Genomic DNA, 16591 nt, shown 5'->3' on the forward strand with positions numbered 1-16591 from the left:
GACCAATCCTGACATGGGCGCCCGACGACCGCACCAAGCTCAGTCGGCGGACGTAAGAAGCATCACGACAAACGGACGTGCGGACGGCGGCGCAGGCGCACACCGAACGCGACGGTCACGACCACGAGCAGTAAGGACGCGGTGACGGCGCCGTGCAGCAGGCCGCGGTCGAAGTAGCCGGCCGACGTGTGGTCGATCGCGTAGGTGCCGATCTCGCGACTGAACCAGAACGGCAGCAGCCGGGCCGCGTTGCCGGCCGGGTCGAGGATCATCTGCAGGCCCACGATGGTCAGCAGGATCAGCATGCCCTCGAGGTCGCGGGGGAGCAGGGCGCTCAGCGCCAGGCCGAGCAGTGGCGCGACCAGCACGCCGAGCAGCATGATGACCGCGATCGCGCCATAGCGCACGTTGTGCTGGTCGAAGCGGATCAGCAGGAAGTACGGCGTGGAGAGCGCGAGACCGAGCGTCCACAGCGCGACCAGCCGGCCGAGGAAAAGGTGGTGCGTGCGGTAGCCGGAGAGCCGCAGCCGGGGCTCGAGCGACCGGGCCGCCGAGCCGACGAACAGCGCCGCGGTGGCCAGCACCCAGCTCAGCCCGAGGCAGACGAACCGGATCGACTGTCCGAGGTGGTCGCCGCGCCGCGCGAGATAGAAGGCCAGGGGCAGGATCAGCAGCAGCACGAGCACGCCGCGTCGGCGGGCCGTCTCGCGCAGGGTCATCTCGGCGATCGTCAGGGTGCGGTTCATGCCGCCACCCCCGCGCGGCCCGCGGACAGGTCGAGCACCACGTCGACCCGGTCGAGCTGGTTGAGCAGGTGGGTGACCACGACGACGGCCCGGCCCGCGTCGCGCCAGCGCCACACCTCGTGCCAGAAGTCGAGATAGGTGCCCCGGTCGAAGCCCTGATAGGGCTCGTCGAGCAGCAGCACGTCCGGGTCGCCGAGGTCGGCCAGCACCAGGTTGAGCTTCTGCCGGGTGCCGCCGGACAGGTGCCGGGCTTGCTCGCCGCCCGGCGTCCAGTCGAGCGCGGCGGCCTGCCGGGCGCCGGACCGGGCCGCCTCGCCCCGCTGCAGACCACGCCCGGTGCCGATCAGCGCGAAGTGCTCGCCGGCGGTCAGGAAGTCCGCGGTGCCGCCGGCCTGCGGGCAGTAGCCGACCCTGCCGTGCAGCTCGACGTGGCCGCGGTCGGCGCCGACCAGGCCGGCGCAGATCCGCAGGAACGTCGACTTGCCAGAGCCGTTGGCGCCGACCACCGCGGCGACCTGGCCCGCGTGCAGGGTCAGCGAGACGCCGGAGAGCACCGTGCGCCGCCCGTAGCGCTTCACGATGTCGACTGCCCGGAGCCGCACGGGCCCGACCGCCGCCCGCCCGCGCGCCGGCGCGGTGGCCGTCGCCGGGCCGCCGACGCTGTCCGCGACGGCGGCGGCGTACGCCTGTGGTGGTCCGAACGCCCGCAGTGGTGGCTCGCCGCTGTCCCGCAGGTGCGCGGCCGCCTCGGCCACCACGTGCCCGGCCAGGTCGGGCCCGATGCCGTGGCGCCGGAGCTCGTCGGTGAGCGCGGCCAGCCAGATCTCGTGTCTCACCGGGCCGTCCTTTCGTGGAGTATCCCGCCGACCCCGCCCGCGAACGCCGACCACTGCGCGGTGGCCTCCGCGAGAACCGCGAGGCCCGCGGCGCTGATCTGGTAGTACTTGCGGGCCGGGCCGCCGCCGCCCTCGCGCCAGTAGACGCTGACCAGGCCGGAGCGCTGCAGCCGCAGCAGCACGGGATAGAGCGTGCCGCCCTGGATCGTGCCGAGCCCGGCGGTCTGCAGCGACTGCGCCAGCTCGTAGCCGTAGGAATCGCCGCGCGCGAGCAGCCCGAGCACGCACAGGTCGAGCACGCCCCGCAACCACTGCGCCCGGCGATCCTGATCCACGGTGGAGCACGCTAGCACGGCTATCTAGATAGCGGAACCATCTAGTTAGGGCGCGGCCAGCGCGGCGGTCGGGGCCAGCCGGGCCGCCCGTACCGCGGGATAGAGCCCCGCCACCGCGCCGATGAGCACCGTGGCACCGAGCGCACCCAGCGACGCCCACGCCGGCACGACCGCGGGCCAACCCTGGGTCACGGCGTACGCCGTCGTCACACCGATGCCCAGCAGCACGCCCCCGACCCCGCCGAGCGCGCACAGCAACAGCGACTCGGCGAAGAACTGCGCCCGGATCTGCCCCCGGGTGGCGCCGAGCGAGCGGCGCAACCCGATCTCTCCCCGCCGCTCGAGCACCGAGATGACCATCGTGTTGGCCACCCCGACGCCACCGACCAGCAGCGCGACCGCGCCGAGGCCGAGCAGCAGCCCGGTGAACGCGTCGTCGGCGGCCCGCCCGGCGGCCAGCGCGTCCGACGGCCGCGACACCTGCACCTCGCTCGGCGCCTCCGGGTTGGCCGTGTTGGCCAGCACGGCGGCCACCGCCTCCACCGCGGCCTCGTCGGCCCGGGTGTAGATGGTGGTCGCATGCCCGTCGAAGCCGAGGTAGTCGGCCGCGGCCGTCCAGCCGACCAGGGCCGACGAGTCGAGCTCCGGCGCCAGGGGCACCGGGCCGAGCACGCCGACCACGGTGAACCAGGCTTCGCCCAGCCACACCGGTTGCCCGACCACCGCGCCCAGCCGGTCGGCGGCCACCCCACCCAGCACCGCCGTCGGGTAGCGCGCGGTCGCCTCGTTGAGCCAGACCCCGCGAGCCACCGTGGCGCCCACCGTCCCGGGCAGGTCCAGATAGCTGGCGACCACCGCGATGCTGCCGTTCTCGGCCGCCGGCATCCGGTCTGTGCGATAGACCTTGGCGTCGACCCGGCCGGTGGCGCTGACCGAGGTCACCGGCCCGATCCGGCCGACCATCGCGACGGCCTCGGTGGGCAGTGTGGCGGGTTCGTCGGCGAACAGCTTGCTGCCCGGTCCGACCGTGAGCAGGTTGGTGCCCAGCCGGTCGAGGGTCCGGTGCAGCTCGGCCCGGCTCGACGCCGACACTCCGACGACCGCGGTCATGGCGGCGATGCCGATCGCGATGCCGAGCGCGGCCAGCACCGCCCGCAGCGGGCGGGAACGCAGGCCGGCGGCGCCGAGGCGGGCGAGGTCCGTGAAGCGCAGGCGGGTCACCCGGCCACCTCCGTCAGGCGGCCGTCGCGGATCTCGACCCGGCGGGGCAGCTGGGCCGCGATCTCCCGGTCGTGGGTGATCACGATGACGGTCGTACCGGTCGCGTGCAGCCGGCGCAGCAGGTCGAGCACCGCCGCGCCGGAGGCCGAGTCGAGGTTGCCGGTCGGTTCGTCGGCGAGCAGCAGCGCGGGCCGGCCGACCACGGCACGGGCGATCGCCACCCGCTGCCGCTCGCCGCCGGAGAGCTCGTGCGGTCGGTGCCGCATCCGGTGCGCCAGCCCGACCGTGGTCAGCGCCTCCCGGGCCCGCTCCAGCCGCTCGGCACGGCGGACACCGGCGTAGAGCAGGCCGTCGGCGACCGCGTCCAGCGCCGGCACACCGGGCGCCAGATGGAACTGTTGGAAGACGAAACCGATCCGGCTGGCCCGCAGCGCGCTGAGCCGGCGGTCGGAGAGCGTGGCGACGTCGTGCCCGGCGATCTCGACCGTGCCGGAGGTGGGTGTGTCGAGCGTGCCGACCAGGTGCAGGACGGTCGACTTGCCGGAGCCGGACGGTCCGACGACGGCGACCAGCTCACCCTCGCCCACCGACAGCGAGATGCCGTCGACCGCGACCACGCCGCCCGGGTACTCCTTGCGCACGTCGCGCAGCGCCACCAGGGTCATGACGGCATCCCCACGGTCATGCCCTCGGTCAGGCCCGTGCCGCTGACCTCGACCCGACCGCCAGCGAACAGGCCGGTGTCGACCGCCAGGAACCGGCCGGCGCCGCCGTCGAGGACCTGCACGCCGTAGCCACCCTCGGCCAGCGCGACCAGGGCGGCGACCGGCACGGTGAGCACGTCGGCCCGGCTTTCGGCGGTGAGTGCGAGGTCGACCGGCGCCTCCCGCAGATCCCCGAGCGCCTTCTGGTCGGCGACGGTGACGGTGACCTGGACCGTCGGGTCGCCGTCCGGCTCGGCGGCCGTCGCGACCGCGCCGACCGTCGCCACCTTTCCCCGGGCCGTCTTCCCGTCCGGCAGTTCGACGGTCGCCGCCGCGCCGGCCACCGCGAGGTCCCGGTCGCCGACCGGCAGGTCGATGGTGACGAGCCGGGTGGTGCCGGTGTAGCTGAGCACCGTGCCGCCGGCCGGTGCGCCGACCTCGGTGGCATGGCTCGCGATCCGGATCGGGCCGGCCGCGTAGGCCACGTCCGTGACCGTGCCGGTCTCGTCGACGCCGAGGTCGTCCTGCCACTCGCGGACCGCGTCGGCCGTGGCTCCGGTGTAGTCGTCGTCGACCGTGAAACCGTCGTAGCCGAGGGCGGCCAGGTTCTGTTCGAACTGCCGCACGTCCGGGCCCGCTACGCCCGGTGCCAGCGGCCGCCAGAGGGGCAGCGGGCCGTAGAGCAGCACGACTGGGGCGCCGTCGGACCGGTAGATCGGCTTGCCCCGCGACACCGTCGCCCCTTCGGCGGCCAGCCAGGTCACCATGCCGCCGCCGCCGCGCAGCGCGACCGGTTCGCCGTAGCCCAGTTGGCCGTCGAACTCCTCCGTGGCGACCAGCGTTTCCCGGGTCACCGGCGCGCTGGTGGGCGGCAGGTCGCCGGCGTGCGCCGTACTCCCGTCGTCGCCGCCGAAACCGACCGCCGCGGCGACCGCGGCCCCGGCGGCGACCACCGCGATGCCGGCCGCGACGACCGCCCGCCTCACTTGCCACCCGCCGGCCGGCTGCTGGGGGTGGGCAGCACGTCGCGGCACTTCTCCAGCGCGGCCAGCACGTCGTCGTCGTGCTTGTCGAGGATGTACTCGCGGACCGTCGCGCCCGCCGGATCCGGGTCCGGGAAGTCCGGCACCCCGTTGGCCCGCATGCACACCGCCAGCTCGCGCTGCTTCTCGAGCTGGTCCGGGTTGAGCTTGACGTCCTTGCCACCGCCGGGCATGAACTCGCGGCACGCGTCGACGGCGTCGAGCACCTTGTCCTTGTCGAGCTTGTCCAGTTCGATGCCGGTCTTGGCGCCGGGCTGCGGGTCGGGCATGTCGACGCCGTTGTCGCGCATGCAGGCGGCGAACGCGCGACCGCGCTCCTCGTCGCTCGCGGCGGCGCCGGCGCTCGCGGTCGGCGTGGCCCCGCCGGCGGTGGCCACCCCGGGAGTCGTCTTCCCGCTGTCACAGGCGGCCAGGCCCAGACCCAGGACCAGCAGCAGGGGTACGACGGCACGTCTCATCGGCTCCTCCTCAGGAGTGCGTTCGCTGGGTGCAGCACGCAGTCCAGCGGCCCGGGGATAAGGCCGGCATCAAGGCGGCGCGAACGCTTATGGCGGCTTTATCCGCTGGTCGGCGACCATGGCGGGGTGCGAGTGCTGGTGGTGGAGGACGAGCGGTTGCTGGCCGACGCGGTCGGTGAAGGGCTGCGGCGCGAGGCGCTGGCGGTCGACGTGGTGTACGACGGGGACGCGGCGCTCGAACGCCTCGGCGTCAACGAGTACGACGTGCTGGTGCTCGACCGGGACCTGCCGGTCGTCCACGGCGACGACGTCTGCCGGGCGGTCGTGGCCTCCGGCGCTCACACGCGGGTGCTGATGCTGACCGCCGCCGTCGACGTCGCCGACCGGGTGGCCGGGCTCGGGTTGGGCGCCGACGACTACCTGCCGAAGCCGTTCGCGTTCGCGGAGCTCGTGGCCCGGGTGCGGGCGCTCGGCCGGCGGGCCCGACCGGCCGCGCCGCCGCTGCTGTGCCGGGCCGGCCTGGAGCTGGACCCTGGCCGCCGCGCGGTGACCCGGGACGGGCGGTCGCTGGCGTTGTCCCGCAAGGAGTTCGCGGTGCTGGAGGAGCTGCTGCGGGCCGACGGCGCCGTGGTCAGCGCCGAGCAGCTGCTGGAAAGGGCGTGGGACGAGCACATCGACCCGTTCACCAACGTGCTGCGGGTGACCGTCATGACGCTGCGGCGCAAGCTCGGCGAACCGCAGGTGGTGCTGACCGTGCCGGGAGTGGGGTACCAGATCCGATGAGACGGTGGACGGTGCGGGTGCGGCTGACGGCCGCGTACGGGCTGGTGTTCCTGGTGGCCGGGGTGGCGTTGCTCGGCGTGACCTACGTGCTGATGGACGCGACGCTCGACCGGCAGACTGTCGACGTGTCGACGGTCCTCGACAAGGTCAGGGGCGAGCAGCTCCCGGCCAGCGCCAAGGACCTGCTCGGCGGGCTGGCGGTCGACAAGAAGGTGATCAACAACGCGCTGCAGGCCCGGCAGCTGACCCAGGCCGAGCGCGAGACCGTCCTGGAGAACCTCGAGTTGGCCCAGCGGGTCCAGGAAGACCTCAACCGGCGCACGCTGAACTCGCTGATCACCCGGGGTGGCATCGCCGTCGGGATCGTCACCGTGGCGGGGCTGTGGGTGGGCTGGCTGCTGGCCGGCCGCACGCTGCGCCCGCTGACCCAGATCACCGCGACCGCACGCCGGGTCGCCGACCGCAACCTGCACGAGCGGATCGGGCTGTCCGGGCCACACGACGAGCTGCGCGAGCTGGCCGACACGTTCGACGACATGCTGGCCCGGCTCGACGCGGCGTTCGACGGCCAGCGGCGGTTCGTGGCGAACGCGTCACACGAGCTGCGTACGCCGCTCGCCGTGAACCGGACCGTGCTCGAGGTGGCGATGGGCCGGCCCGGGGCACCGCCGGAGCTGGTCACCTTGGGTGAGACGTTGCTCGAGGTGAACGCCCGGCACGAGCACCTGATCGACGGCCTGCTGACGTTGGCGCGCTCCGAACAGGCCGTGGCGGACCCGGTGCCGGTCGACCTGGCCGAGGTGGCGGAGCGGGTGCACGAGCAGTTCGCCGCGTCGGCCCGGGGGCTGCGGTTCTCGCGGTCAGGGTCTTCCGCGCCGACCGCGGGCGATCCGGTGCTGCTGGAGCGGCTCGCGCAGAACCTGGTGGAGAACGCGATCCGGCACAACGTCGCGTCCGGCTCGGTGACGGTGACCACGGGGTCGTCGGCGTCCGAGGCGGTGCTGACGGTGACGAACACCGGGCCGGTCATTCCGGCGTACGAGGTGCCCGGGCTGTTCGAGCCCTTCCGGCGGCTGACGGATCGGGTCGGTTCGGCGCGCGGCACGGGGCTGGGGTTGTCGATCGTGCGGTCGGTGGCCCGGGCGCACGGTGGGGACGTCGCGGCCGTGCCCCGTCCGGAGGGTGGGCTCGAGGTGTCGGTCAGCCTTCCGCTGGCGCCGGTCGGGGCTTCGTCTCGGGGGTGACGCGGAAGACGGGCCAGCCGATCTCGGTGCGCCAGTCTTCCTCGTTGTCGGTGTCGCGGGGGCCGAAGAGGTACGTCTCGTGGATCGGGCCGTCGACGGCGAGCGCGTGGTCGACGACCCAGGCGCCGAGGCGGCCGTAGGTGACGTCGATGTCGTCGTGCGGGCCGTGGTGGACGGCGACGGCGAGGTCGACGGGTGGCAGCTGCTCCGCGCTGTGGTGGACCGGATGGAACACGGTCATCACGCCGACGCCTTCGGTGAACAGCTCGTTGGCGTAGCGGCCGCCGGGTGGGCCGGTGCGCTCGTAGGGCGGGACTTCCGCGTCGAGCTCGGCCATCGCTTGTGCGTACCAGCTGACTGAGTCGTGGAGTTCGACCTGCGCGGTTCTCGTGATGACGGGGCGGGCCGGCAGTGAACGGAGCTCGACGTCGAGGTCGGCCGGGTCGGGGCCGAGGAGTTGGCGCAGGGAGACGACGGCGGCCCGCTTGCGGTCGAGCTCGTCCTCGAGGCGTCGCATGTGGCCGGCGATGAGGTCGGTGCGGCGCTGCGGGTCGTCCGTGGCGAGGATCTTGGCCACTTCGGCGAGAGGCACGTCGAGCTCACGGAGGCGGTGGATGACCTGGGCGGGTGGGATCTGCTCGGTCGTGTAGTAGCGGTAGCCGGATCGCGGGTCGACGCGCGCGGGTTCGAGCAGGCCGGCCTCGTGGTAGCGGCGCAGCGTGCGCACGCTGAGGTGGGTGAGGGCGGCGAACTCGCCGATCGTCAGTCCGGGTCCGGGCCGCATCAGGCCAGTTTGACCCTCTCCCCGGGAGAGGGTGCACCTTTGGCGCCATGGACGTGATCACCACTTATCTGGCGGCGCACGAGGCGCGCGACCTCGAGCGGGCGATGCCGCTGTTCAGCCCGGACGCGGTCGTGATCGACGAGGGCCGCGCGCATCACGGTCGTGAGGCGATCCGGGGTTGGCTGGCAGGAGCGGCCAGCGAGTTCACGTGGACCACCACGCTGGTCTCACTGGTCGCGCTCGACGAGGCGCGATATGACGCGCTGAACCACCTCGAGGGCGACTTCCCGGGCGGGGTGGTGGACCTGCACTTCCGGTTCACACTGGCGGACGGACTGATCAAGCGGCTGGTCATCGAGCCGTGAGCCGCTTCTTTCCTAGTCGGCCTGGGCCAGTCCGTAGGCGACCAGGAAACCGGCCACGGTGATCAGCCCGATGAGCAGGTGGGCGTCCTCGAACGCCTCCGGGATCATGGTGTCGGCGATCATCGCGAGCCCGCTGACGACTGCGATGCTGGTCCACACGCCGAAGACGTACGCCTTGGATCGTCGGGCGTTCCGCACGCCCGCGGCGCTGGAGAGACCTTCAGGCACGTTGCTGATGAAGCAGGCTGATCCCGCCACCGCCGAGCCGGAGCCACCTTGCTCGTCCTCGGAGGGCTGCTGCGGGCCGGACCGTTTGCGGTGCCGGGCGGCCCGGCGGGCAAGGAGCACGTTGCAGCCGGTGTAGAGCACGGCGCCACCGACCGCGCCTAGCGCCGTCGGGGTTATGCCGGCCCGGCTCGTGCGCTTCGGCGATGAGCTCGAACGCGACCGCGGACAACAGCACGCCGGCCCCGAACGCCATCACGGAGGCAATCACCTTGCGTGGGACGGCGGCCAGGTAGCCGACCGCCGCGCCGATCACCGGGGCGCCTCCCGCGAGCAGTCCCCACCCACCCGCCGCCAACCATCCAGGCATGCCCGCAACTGCCCGACGAGCCGGGCCCACAAACGCCTTGCCTCTTTGCGTGTGGCGGTGCGGCGCTCGGCCAGCCAGTGCTCGGTTGACGCCGCTCGTCCGTTTGAGCGTCGCGCTCGCCGACCGCCGATCGCAGCCTCGCCAGCGTGTGGAACATTTCGCTTGCAACGCTCGCCCGGGGCTGCCAGCTCGAATGGGTGCGCCCCGCACGGTGGTTGCCGAGTTTCGAAGCGGATCGTTTCAGCCATCGATATCAGCAGGTCTCGTCCTCGCCACCGACACCTGGCTGCGCCGCGCGATCTTCGAGGTCGAGCAGATCCGGTCACGCCGCCTTGAACGCTGCCGGCAGGACCTCCTCGACGGCCACGTCGTCCTGATGGTCCATCTGCGGGTGAGCCCGGCGGACCAACCGTCGGCACCGCAACGGGCGGGCTGCGATGATCAGCCGACCGTTACGCCGGGCCGGGGAGGATGTTGCTGGCGCGTACATGCCGAAGCATGTACGCACACGTTTTGGCATGTGCGGCTCGCGCACCCTTGCCCCCGGCCTGGCGTGGTCAGCCGGTTTCGTCTGCATTCGGCATTAGCGAGACCGGTTCCAAGCGGCGGCGCTTCGGCCTTGGCGTGTATGTGGCTGCGAGCGGAGGCGTGGCAGGATCGGTGCCGTGTTGGGAACTTTGAAGACCGAGCCGGCGCGTGGGCGGGCTGACCTGCTGGCCAAGCCGGTTGTTGAGGCGCTCGAGAGCTGGCCGGCCGACGGCGACACGCCGGTCGACGACGTGCTGGTAGCGCCGATCGACCCCGAGTTGGCCGATACGGCTGCCTTCTGCGAGGCGTACGACGTCGGTTTGGACGTGTCCGCCAACTGCGTGATCGTGGCGGGCAAGCGCGGTGGCGAGGCTCGCTACGCCGCGTGCCTCGTGTTGGCGACCACGCGGGCTGACGTCAACGGTGTCGTGCGCAAGATGCTCGACGCGCGCAAGGCAAGCTTCGCCCCGATGGACGAGGCGGTGGAGCTGACAGGGATGGAGTACGGCGGGATCACGCCGATCGGGTTGCCGGCCGACTGGCCGATCCTGGTCGATGCCCGCGTCGCCGGCACGGCGCGGGTGATCATCGGGTCCGGGGTGCGGCACAGCAAGATCGAGCTGCCGGGTGCCGCGCTGGCGGGGCTGCCCAACGCGCAGGTGGTCGAGGGCCTCGCGCGCTGAGGCGGTTCATGTTCCACGTGGAACATGAAGATCAACTAGTCGCGCCGGCTGCCTCGCGCTTCTCGACCTCGGCCAGGACCTCCAGCAGGGTGGCCGGCTCCTGGGCGCCGCTCACGCCGTACTTGCCCGCGAAGATGAACATCGGCACCGCCGTGATGCCGAGGTCCCGCGCCTCGGCCAACGCCGCACGCACCTCGTCGGCGCCGCCGCCCGACTCCAGGTAGGCAGCCACCGCCGCCTCGTCGAGTCCGATGGTCCCCGCCAGCCGCGCGAGCTGCGCGTGCGACCCGACGTCGACGCCATCGACGAAGTGGGCCTCGTACAACGCCTCCACCATCTCGCCCGACTTGCCCTCCTCGTCGGCGAGCCGCACCACCCGATGCGCGTCGAACGTGTTCGCGGTCAGCGACTTCGCGAAGTCGATCTCCAAACCGTCCATGGCCGCGGTCTTCGCGGTGTGCTCGGTGATCTGCCGAGCCCGCGCCGGACCGCCGAACTTGCGCGCCAACGCCTCGATGGTCGGCTCGGGATGCGAAACGGGGGAAGGGTCAAGCTGGAACGGCCGGTAGCGGACGCGCACATCGCGGGGGTACGACGCGAGCGCCTTCTCGAGCCGGCGCTTGCCGATGTAGCACCACGGGCAGACGACATCGGCGTAGATTTCGATTTCCACGCTCACGCCAACCCGCGGTTCAGGAGATCTGTTCCCTGACCTGCCGCTTGAGCCGAGCCAGAATCGCGCTGCCGCCACGTACCCGCAGCGGACTGATCGCCTGCGCCAACCCCATCTGCTGGTAGAGATCGTCGGGCACGGACAGCACCTCGTCGGCGGTCGCGCCGGACAGTCCCTCGGCCAGGATGCCCGCGAACGCCCGCGTCGTCGGCGCCTCCGGCGGGCAGTCGAACCAGGTGGTCACGGTCTTGTCCGCGGCCACCTCGACCTTGAGAAAGAACGGCGTCTGACACTCGGGTACGGGCTCCATCCCCGCATGCCCCGCCATCTCCGCGGGCAACTCGGGCACGGCATCGGAGTACTCGAGCAACATCTCCAGCACCACATCACGCGGCGCTGACCGAAACTCCTCGACGATCTCAGCCAACTTCGGCGGCATGCCCCCACGTTAGTTCGACCGCCCGCCAACGCCACATCCAGCCGCCCCGGACGAAGGAGTGTGCGCCCGAAGTGCGCGCCCGAACCGGCGCGCCCGCAACGCAGCACCAGAGGCGCCGTGCCAATGGCCGGGGGGCCGAGGTCGCGCCCGACGGCCGGGCGGACGTCGCCGGCGAGCCCACCCCGGCTGCTCCTTTCGGTCCTGGACCAGGTTTCCGGGCCGGCCTTCGAGCCCGACACCCGACTCCGCCTTGTGCCGGACCGGAGGGAGGCACCGGGGCACCGAGCCTGACGGCTGGGCGCGAAGGCCGGCTGGGGCCCGGTGGCTGGGCGCGAAGGCCGGCCCCGAGGGCCTGACGGCTGGGCGCGAAGGCCGGCTGGGGCCCGGTGGCTGGGCGCGAGGCCGGCCGGACTGACGGCTGAGCCCGAAGCCCGGGCTCGGGGCGCCGACCGACGGTTGTCAAGACCGGCCTTGGGGGCCCGACGGAGCGGCGCGAGGGCCAGACCCGTGACGAGTGGGTTCAAGACCGGGCTCGACGGCGCGGCCCCAGGGCCAGCCTCGTGACGACCGCCGGGCTGGTCTGATGGCCGGACCGTGGGTGCCGCGCCCGCCCAGAGCGGGGCCGCGCCGCAGGGCCGCGGAATGGCCTCTAGCGCCGCGCCCCAAGGGCGACCCGCCGGCTAGTTGCGCTGCGCCGACACGGCGGTCTCGTGGATGAGGGCCAGATCGCCCATGGCGATGATCCCCACCAACTGCCGCTCGGCATCCGCGACCAGGATGCGGCGCACCGCGCGTGCCCGCATCAGGTCCGCCGCTTCCTTCAGCGTCGCCGCCTGTTCGATGATCACGATTTCGCGGACCGCGACCTCTCCGAGCGTCACGGAAGACGGCTTGCGGTTGGTGGCGACCGCGCGGACCACGATGTCGCGGTCGGTGACCATTCCGGCCAGGTTGGCGCCGTCGGTCACCACGACGTCCCCGATGTCGGCTTCGGCCATCGCGCGGGCGGCCTCGTCGAGGGGTGTCTCCGCCGGCAGGTAGACGATTCGTTTGGTCATCACGTCCGCAACACGCACAGTGGCCACGACGCCTCCCCGCTCCCCCAGTGTCACCGGCGACCGACCGATACCGCTCCGGCTAAGCCGACGGTACGCCGGAAATGGCCGCGCGAGTCGCAATCACTTCAGCAACCTCCTCCACGGCGATGTCGGTTCGTTCACCGGTCGCCCGGTCGCGCAGCTCGACGTAACCCTCCGCGAAACGGCGGCCGACCACCACCGCGGTGGGGATGCCGATCAGCTCCGCGTCCGTGAACTTCACGCCCGGCGACACGTTGGCGCGATCATCGACCAGGACTCGCAGGCCCAGGCCACTCAACCGCTCACCGAGCGCCAGCGCGCCCGCGACCTGGTCGCCCTTGCCCGCCGCGATCAGGTGGACGTCGACCGGCGCCACCGCGGCCGGCCAGACCAGCCCGCGGTCGTCGTGGTGCTGCTCCGCGATCGCGGCGATCGCCCGTGAGACGCCGATCCCGTAGGAACCCATCGTCGGCCGGACCGGCTTGCCGTCCACACCGAGTGCGTCCAAGGAGAACGCGTCGGTGAACCGGCGGCCCAGCTGGAAGATGTGCCCGATCTCGACGCCCCGCCGCATCGTCAAGGACCCGAGACCGCCGCACGATGGGCACGGGTCGCCGGCCCGCACCTCGGCCGCCTCGATCGTCCCGTCGGCGACGAAGTCGCGGCCATGGGTGACGTTGACCGCGTGCTGACCCGGCGAGTTGGCACCCGTCAGCCAGGCCGTGCCGACCGCCACCCGCGGGTCGACGAGATAACGGATCCCGAGCCCGGCCAGCACCTGCGGCCCGATGTAGCCCCGCACCAGCGACGGATGCGCCGCCCAGTCGTCGAAGAGTGAGACCGTCGCCGGCTCGAGTGCGGCCGCCAACCGCTTGAGGTCGACCTCGCGGTCGCCGGGCACCCCGATCACCAGCGGCGCGCCCTTCCCACCCGGCGGCGTCACCGTGACCACGACGTTCTTGAGCGTGTCGGCCGCCGTCCAGTCGGTGCGGCCGCCGAGCGCGCGGGCGTTGGCCAACGCCACCAGCGACTCGATGGTCGGCGTGTCCGGGGTGTCATGCGTCGTGGCGGCCGGCCGCGCCGCGGGATCCGACGCCGGCGCGGGCGGCGTCACCACCGCCTCGGTGTTGGCGGCGTAGTCACACGCCGCACAGGCGACATAGGTGTCCTCCCCGACCGGAGTCGTGGCCAGGAACTCCTCGGAGGCCGACCCACCCATCAGCCCTGACATGGCCCGCACGATCACGTAGCGCATGCCCAACCGATCGAAGATCCGCTGGTACGCGGCCCGCATGTGCGCGTAGGACTCGCGCAGCCCGTCGTCGGTCACGTCGAACGAGTAGGCGTCCTTCATCAGGAACTCCCGCAGCCGCAGCAGGCCGGCCCGGGGCCGCGCCTCGTCGCGATATTTGGTCTGCACCTGGTAGAGCAGCACCGGATAGTCCCGGTAGGAGCTGAACAGGTCGCGCACCAGCAGCGCGAACATCTCCTCGTGGGTCGGCGCCAGCAGGAACTCGGCCCCGCGCCGGTCGGTCAGCCGGAAGATGCCGTCGCCGTATTCGGTCCAGCGCCCACTGGTCTCGTAGGGCTCGCGCGGCAGCAGCGCCGGGAACTGCACCTCCTGCCCACCCACCGCGGCCATCTCCGCCCGGACCACCTCGGTCACCCGGTCGACCATCAGCTTGCCGAGCGGCAGCCAGGTGAACCCGCCCGGCGCCGCGCGCCTGATGTAGCCGGCCCGCACCAGCAGGCGGTGGCCGGCGACCTCGGCGTCAGCCGGATCCTCGCGCAGCGTGCGGAGGAACAGCGTGGTCATGCGGAGCAACATTCGCGCAGCTTAGGCGCGACAAGCGCACGGATCGACCGAGTTTGCGGGCCACCGGCCAACTACCTGCATTAACACAGTGATGTTGCTGACACGTACGGGTGTCGTACACCCCTGCCAGTGCCAGAATGCGGCTCGTGCGTTGGGGAAGTTTCGTCGCGGTCGGCGACAGTTTCACCGAGGGAATGGACGATCCCTACCCGGACGGCAGCTACCGCGGGTGGGCCGACCTGGTCGCTGCGCGGCTCGCCGTCGACCGGCCTGACTTCCGTTACGCCAACCTGGCGATCCGCGGCCGCCTGTTCCCGAACGTCGTGGCCGAGCAGGTGCCGGCCGCCGTCGCGATGCGGCCAGACCTGGTCAGCTTCGCGGCCGGCGGCAACGACGTGCTGCGCCGCTCGTTCGACCCGGCCACGCTGATGGAACGGTTCGACGCCGTGGTGGCCGAGCTGCGGGGGACCGGGGCCGACGTCGTCGTGTTCCGGTTCGCCGACGTGACGGCCCGGCTGCCCGGTCAACGGATCATCGGCCCGCGGGCGGCGGTGCTCAACCGCGCGGTGGGCGAGACCGCCGAGCGGCACGGGGCGCACCTGATCGACCTGTTCGCCGACGACGAGTTCCGCAACCCGGTGATGTGGGGCCCGGACCGCCTGCACCTGTCGGGGGCCGGCCACCGCCGGGTCGCCGGACACGTGCTGACCTCGCTCGGCGTGCAGTCGAATCCGGAGTGGATGATCCCGCCGGACAAGCTGCCGTCGGCGCGCTGGCTCGCCGCCCGGGCCGCCGACGCCCGCTGGGCCGGCCGGCACCTCGCGCCCTGGATCAAGCGCCGCCTGACCGGCCGCTCGTCCGGTGACCTGGTCACGGCGAAGCGCCCCGAACTGTCGCCCTTCGGCGAGATCGGGTGACCCGCGTGTGACCTCGGCGGTGTTCACTGTGGTCCATGCCACAGTTGACCCGTCGATCGCTGCTGACCGCCACCGCGGCCGCCGGCCTGGTGGGTGTCGCCGCCTGTGAGGCGGACGGGCAGCAGACCGCCGGCCGCACACCGCCGTTCGATCCGCGTGACTGGGCGAGCGTCCGGGCCCAGTTCGCTTTGGACCCGACCGTGGCGCACCTGTCCACGTACGTCTTCGCCCCGCACCCGGCCCCCGTGCGCGCCGCGATCGAGCAGCACCGCGCCGGCCTCGACCGCGACCCGATCGGCTATCTCCACGCGCACGAGGCCGACGCCGAAGCCCGGGTGGCCGGCGCCGCGATGCGCTACCTGGGCACGGGCGCCGACGGGATCGCCTTCACCGACTCGACCACGCTCGGGCTCGGCCTCCTCTACGGCGGGCTGCGGCTGAGCAGGAACGACGAGGTGGTCACCACGACCCACGACTTCTACGCCACCCACGAGGCGCTGCGCCTGCGGGCCGACCGCGACGGGGTCACGGTGCGGCCGGTCGAGCTCTACACCGACCCCGCCACCGCCAGCGTCGACCAGATCGTCGGCAAGCTGACGGCGGCGGTAGGCCCGCGGACCCGGGTGGTCGCGGTGACCTGGGTCCACTCCAGCACCGGCGTCCGCCTGCCGATCCGGGCGATCGCCGACGCCCTGGCCGGCAAGAACCTGCTGCTCTGCGTCGACGGCGTGCACGGCTTCGGCGCGGTCGACGCGACACCGGCCGGCCTGGGCTGCGACTTCCTCGTCTCCGGTGGGCACAAGTGGCTGCACGGCCCGCGCGGCACGGGGCTGGTCTGGGGCTCCGAACGCGGCTGGTCCCGGTTCACGCCGAGCGTGCCCTCCTTCGACGGACGCAGCCTGGCCGCCTGGGTGACCACGGGCCGGGCCGCCGCCGCCACGACTCCGCCGGGCCCGCTCGCCACCCCTGGCGGCTACCACAGCTTCGAACACCGGTGGGCCCTCGCCGACGCGTTCCACCTGCACGACAGCATCGGCCGTGGCCGCGTCGCCGGCCGGGTCCGCGAGCTGGCGACCCGGCTCAAGGAGGGCCTGGCCGGCATCAAAGAGGTCACCGTCGTGACGCCGCGCGATCCGGAGCTCTCCGCCGGCCTGGTCTGCTGCGCAGTGGGCGACCTGCGGGTCGACGAGGCGGTCGGTCGGCTCGCCGCGGCCAAGGTGGTCGCCAGCGCGACTCCCTACCGCGACTCGTACCTGCGGTTCGGTCCCGGCATCGCCAACAGCGAGGAGCATGTCGACGCCGCACTGCGAGCGGTTCGCGACCTCGTGTGACGGTTGCGGGA

Annotated in this window: 19 protein-coding genes; 6 read left to right on the top strand and 13 right to left on the bottom strand. The window is 72.6% G+C overall.

The genetic code is table 11. The annotated features are described in order from the left end of the window. Positions 1-62 precede the first annotated feature (62 nt). Genes O7635_RS10035 through O7635_RS10065 form a run of 7 tightly spaced genes read right to left on the bottom strand, consistent with a single transcriptional unit; the run spans position 63 to position 5343 of the window. Positions 63-746 (bottom strand): hypothetical protein, encoded by a 684-nt coding sequence (locus O7635_RS10035; RefSeq protein WP_278080143.1) that lies wholly within the window; start codon positions 744-746, stop codon positions 63-65. After that, entirely contained in the window at positions 743-1582 is an 840-nt protein-coding gene (locus O7635_RS10040) for an ATP-binding cassette domain-containing protein (RefSeq protein WP_278080144.1), read from the bottom strand. The genes O7635_RS10035 and O7635_RS10040 overlap by 4 nt, the downstream gene beginning before the upstream one ends. Further along, positions 1579-1917, bottom strand: a complete 339-nt coding sequence (locus tag O7635_RS10045) for a PadR family transcriptional regulator (protein ID WP_278080145.1) — start codon at positions 1915-1917, stop codon at positions 1579-1581. The genes O7635_RS10040 and O7635_RS10045 overlap by 4 nt, the downstream gene beginning before the upstream one ends. A 45-nt stretch (positions 1918-1962) precedes the next feature. Continuing rightward, positions 1963-3138 (bottom strand): ABC transporter permease, encoded by a 1176-nt coding sequence (locus O7635_RS10050; RefSeq protein ID WP_278080146.1) that lies wholly within the window; start codon positions 3136-3138, stop codon positions 1963-1965. After that, on the bottom strand, positions 3135-3803 hold the full coding sequence (locus O7635_RS10055; RefSeq protein ID WP_278080147.1) for an ABC transporter ATP-binding protein: 669 nt from the start codon (positions 3801-3803) through the stop codon (positions 3135-3137). Before O7635_RS10055 ends, O7635_RS10050 begins: the two co-directional genes overlap by 4 nt. Beyond that, positions 3800-4828, bottom strand: coding sequence for a peptidoglycan-binding domain-containing protein (locus tag O7635_RS10060; RefSeq protein WP_278080148.1), 1029 nt, complete (start codon positions 4826-4828; stop codon positions 3800-3802). The genes O7635_RS10055 and O7635_RS10060 overlap by 4 nt, the downstream gene beginning before the upstream one ends. Continuing rightward, the gene (locus O7635_RS10065) at positions 4825-5343 is read right to left on the bottom strand and encodes a hypothetical protein (RefSeq protein WP_278080149.1); all 519 of its coding nucleotides are present in this window, start codon (positions 5341-5343) and stop codon (positions 4825-4827) included. The genes O7635_RS10060 and O7635_RS10065 overlap by 4 nt, the downstream gene beginning before the upstream one ends. 126 nt (positions 5344-5469) lie before the next feature. On the opposite strand from O7635_RS10065, the gene O7635_RS10070 reads away from it, so the two are divergent. After that, positions 5470-6126 (top strand): response regulator transcription factor, encoded by a 657-nt coding sequence (locus O7635_RS10070; RefSeq protein ID WP_278080150.1) that lies wholly within the window; start codon positions 5470-5472, stop codon positions 6124-6126. Next, positions 6123-7370, top strand: coding sequence for a HAMP domain-containing sensor histidine kinase (locus O7635_RS10075; protein ID WP_278080151.1), 1248 nt, complete (start codon positions 6123-6125; stop codon positions 7368-7370). The genes O7635_RS10070 and O7635_RS10075 overlap by 4 nt, the downstream gene beginning before the upstream one ends. Here the strand turns inward: O7635_RS10075 and O7635_RS10080 are convergent. Then, positions 7327-8154 (bottom strand): MerR family transcriptional regulator, encoded by an 828-nt coding sequence (locus tag O7635_RS10080; protein ID WP_278080152.1) that lies wholly within the window; start codon positions 8152-8154, stop codon positions 7327-7329. The two genes, O7635_RS10075 and O7635_RS10080, sit on opposite strands and share 44 nt — an antisense overlap. A 47-nt stretch (positions 8155-8201) precedes the next feature. On the opposite strand from O7635_RS10080, the gene O7635_RS10085 reads away from it, so the two are divergent. Continuing rightward, positions 8202-8519, top strand: coding sequence for a nuclear transport factor 2 family protein (locus tag O7635_RS10085; protein WP_278080153.1), 318 nt, complete (start codon positions 8202-8204; stop codon positions 8517-8519). A gap of 12 nt (positions 8520-8531) precedes the next feature. Here O7635_RS10085 and O7635_RS10090 read toward each other — a convergent pair whose 3' ends face one another. After that, on the bottom strand, positions 8532-8888 hold the full coding sequence (locus tag O7635_RS10090; RefSeq protein WP_278080154.1) for a hypothetical protein: 357 nt from the start codon (positions 8886-8888) through the stop codon (positions 8532-8534). Positions 8889-9782: 894 nt separating this feature from the next. Here O7635_RS10090 and O7635_RS10095 point away from each other — a divergent pair. Continuing rightward, positions 9783-10325, top strand: coding sequence for a YbaK/EbsC family protein (locus O7635_RS10095; RefSeq protein ID WP_278085427.1), 543 nt, complete (start codon positions 9783-9785; stop codon positions 10323-10325). Positions 10326-10356: 31 nt separating this feature from the next. On the opposite strand, the gene O7635_RS10100 is transcribed toward O7635_RS10095, so the two are convergent. The 4 genes from O7635_RS10100 to O7635_RS10115 all read right to left on the bottom strand — a co-directional run bounded on the left by O7635_RS10100 (position 10357) and on the right by O7635_RS10115 (position 14344). Continuing rightward, positions 10357-10998, bottom strand: coding sequence for a DsbA family oxidoreductase (locus tag O7635_RS10100; protein ID WP_278085428.1), 642 nt, complete (start codon positions 10996-10998; stop codon positions 10357-10359). 19 nt (positions 10999-11017) lie between these two features. After that, positions 11018-11437, bottom strand: a complete 420-nt coding sequence (locus O7635_RS10105) for a SufE family protein (RefSeq protein ID WP_278080155.1) — start codon at positions 11435-11437, stop codon at positions 11018-11020. 680 nt (positions 11438-12117) lie between these two features. Continuing rightward, complete coding sequence (locus O7635_RS10110; RefSeq protein ID WP_278085429.1) at positions 12118-12522, bottom strand: CBS domain-containing protein; 405 nt, start codon at positions 12520-12522, stop codon at positions 12118-12120. Positions 12523-12574: 52 nt separating this feature from the next. After that, positions 12575-14344: a proline--tRNA ligase gene (locus tag O7635_RS10115; protein ID WP_278080156.1), complete on the bottom strand. Its 1770-nt coding sequence runs from the start codon at positions 14342-14344 to the stop codon at positions 12575-12577. Between the two features lie 134 nt (positions 14345-14478). Between O7635_RS10115 and O7635_RS10120 the strand changes: the two genes are divergently transcribed. Together O7635_RS10120 and O7635_RS10125 are read left to right on the top strand one after the other, a co-directional pair. Beyond that, positions 14479-15249: an SGNH/GDSL hydrolase family protein gene (locus tag O7635_RS10120; RefSeq protein WP_278080157.1), complete on the top strand. Its 771-nt coding sequence runs from the start codon at positions 14479-14481 to the stop codon at positions 15247-15249. A 35-nt stretch (positions 15250-15284) separates the two neighbouring features. Then, positions 15285-16580, top strand: coding sequence for an aminotransferase class V-fold PLP-dependent enzyme (locus tag O7635_RS10125; protein ID WP_278080158.1), 1296 nt, complete (start codon positions 15285-15287; stop codon positions 16578-16580). The last annotated feature ends 11 nt before the right edge of the window (positions 16581-16591 follow it).

Origin of the sequence: Asanoa sp. WMMD1127 (assembly GCF_029626225.1) — a bacterium.
GTDB lineage: Bacteria > Actinomycetota > Actinomycetes > Mycobacteriales > Micromonosporaceae > Asanoa.

What these genes read in the sequence shown, in the direction of transcription:
- O7635_RS10125 (WP_278080158.1), top strand. Translation starts at nt 15,285, where the DNA reads ATGCCACAGTTGACCCGTCGATCGCTGCTGACCGCCACCGCGGCCGCC.
- O7635_RS10055 (WP_278080147.1), bottom strand. Translation starts at nt 3,803, where the DNA reads ATGACCCTGGTGGCGCTGCGCGACGTGCGCAAGGAGTACCCGGGCGGC.
- O7635_RS10035 (WP_278080143.1), bottom strand. Translation starts at nt 746, where the DNA reads ATGAACCGCACCCTGACGATCGCCGAGATGACCCTGCGCGAGACGGCC.
- O7635_RS10080 (WP_278080152.1), bottom strand. Translation starts at nt 8,154, where the DNA reads ATGCGGCCCGGACCCGGACTGACGATCGGCGAGTTCGCCGCCCTCACC.
- O7635_RS10075 (WP_278080151.1), top strand. Translation starts at nt 6,123, where the DNA reads ATGAGACGGTGGACGGTGCGGGTGCGGCTGACGGCCGCGTACGGGCTG.
- O7635_RS10115 (WP_278080156.1), bottom strand. Translation starts at nt 14,344, where the DNA reads ATGTTGCTCCGCATGACCACGCTGTTCCTCCGCACGCTGCGCGAGGAT.
- O7635_RS10105 (WP_278080155.1), bottom strand. Translation starts at nt 11,437, where the DNA reads ATGCCGCCGAAGTTGGCTGAGATCGTCGAGGAGTTTCGGTCAGCGCCG.
- O7635_RS10065 (WP_278080149.1), bottom strand. Translation starts at nt 5,343, where the DNA reads ATGAGACGTGCCGTCGTACCCCTGCTGCTGGTCCTGGGTCTGGGCCTG.
- O7635_RS10085 (WP_278080153.1), top strand. Translation starts at nt 8,202, where the DNA reads ATGGACGTGATCACCACTTATCTGGCGGCGCACGAGGCGCGCGACCTC.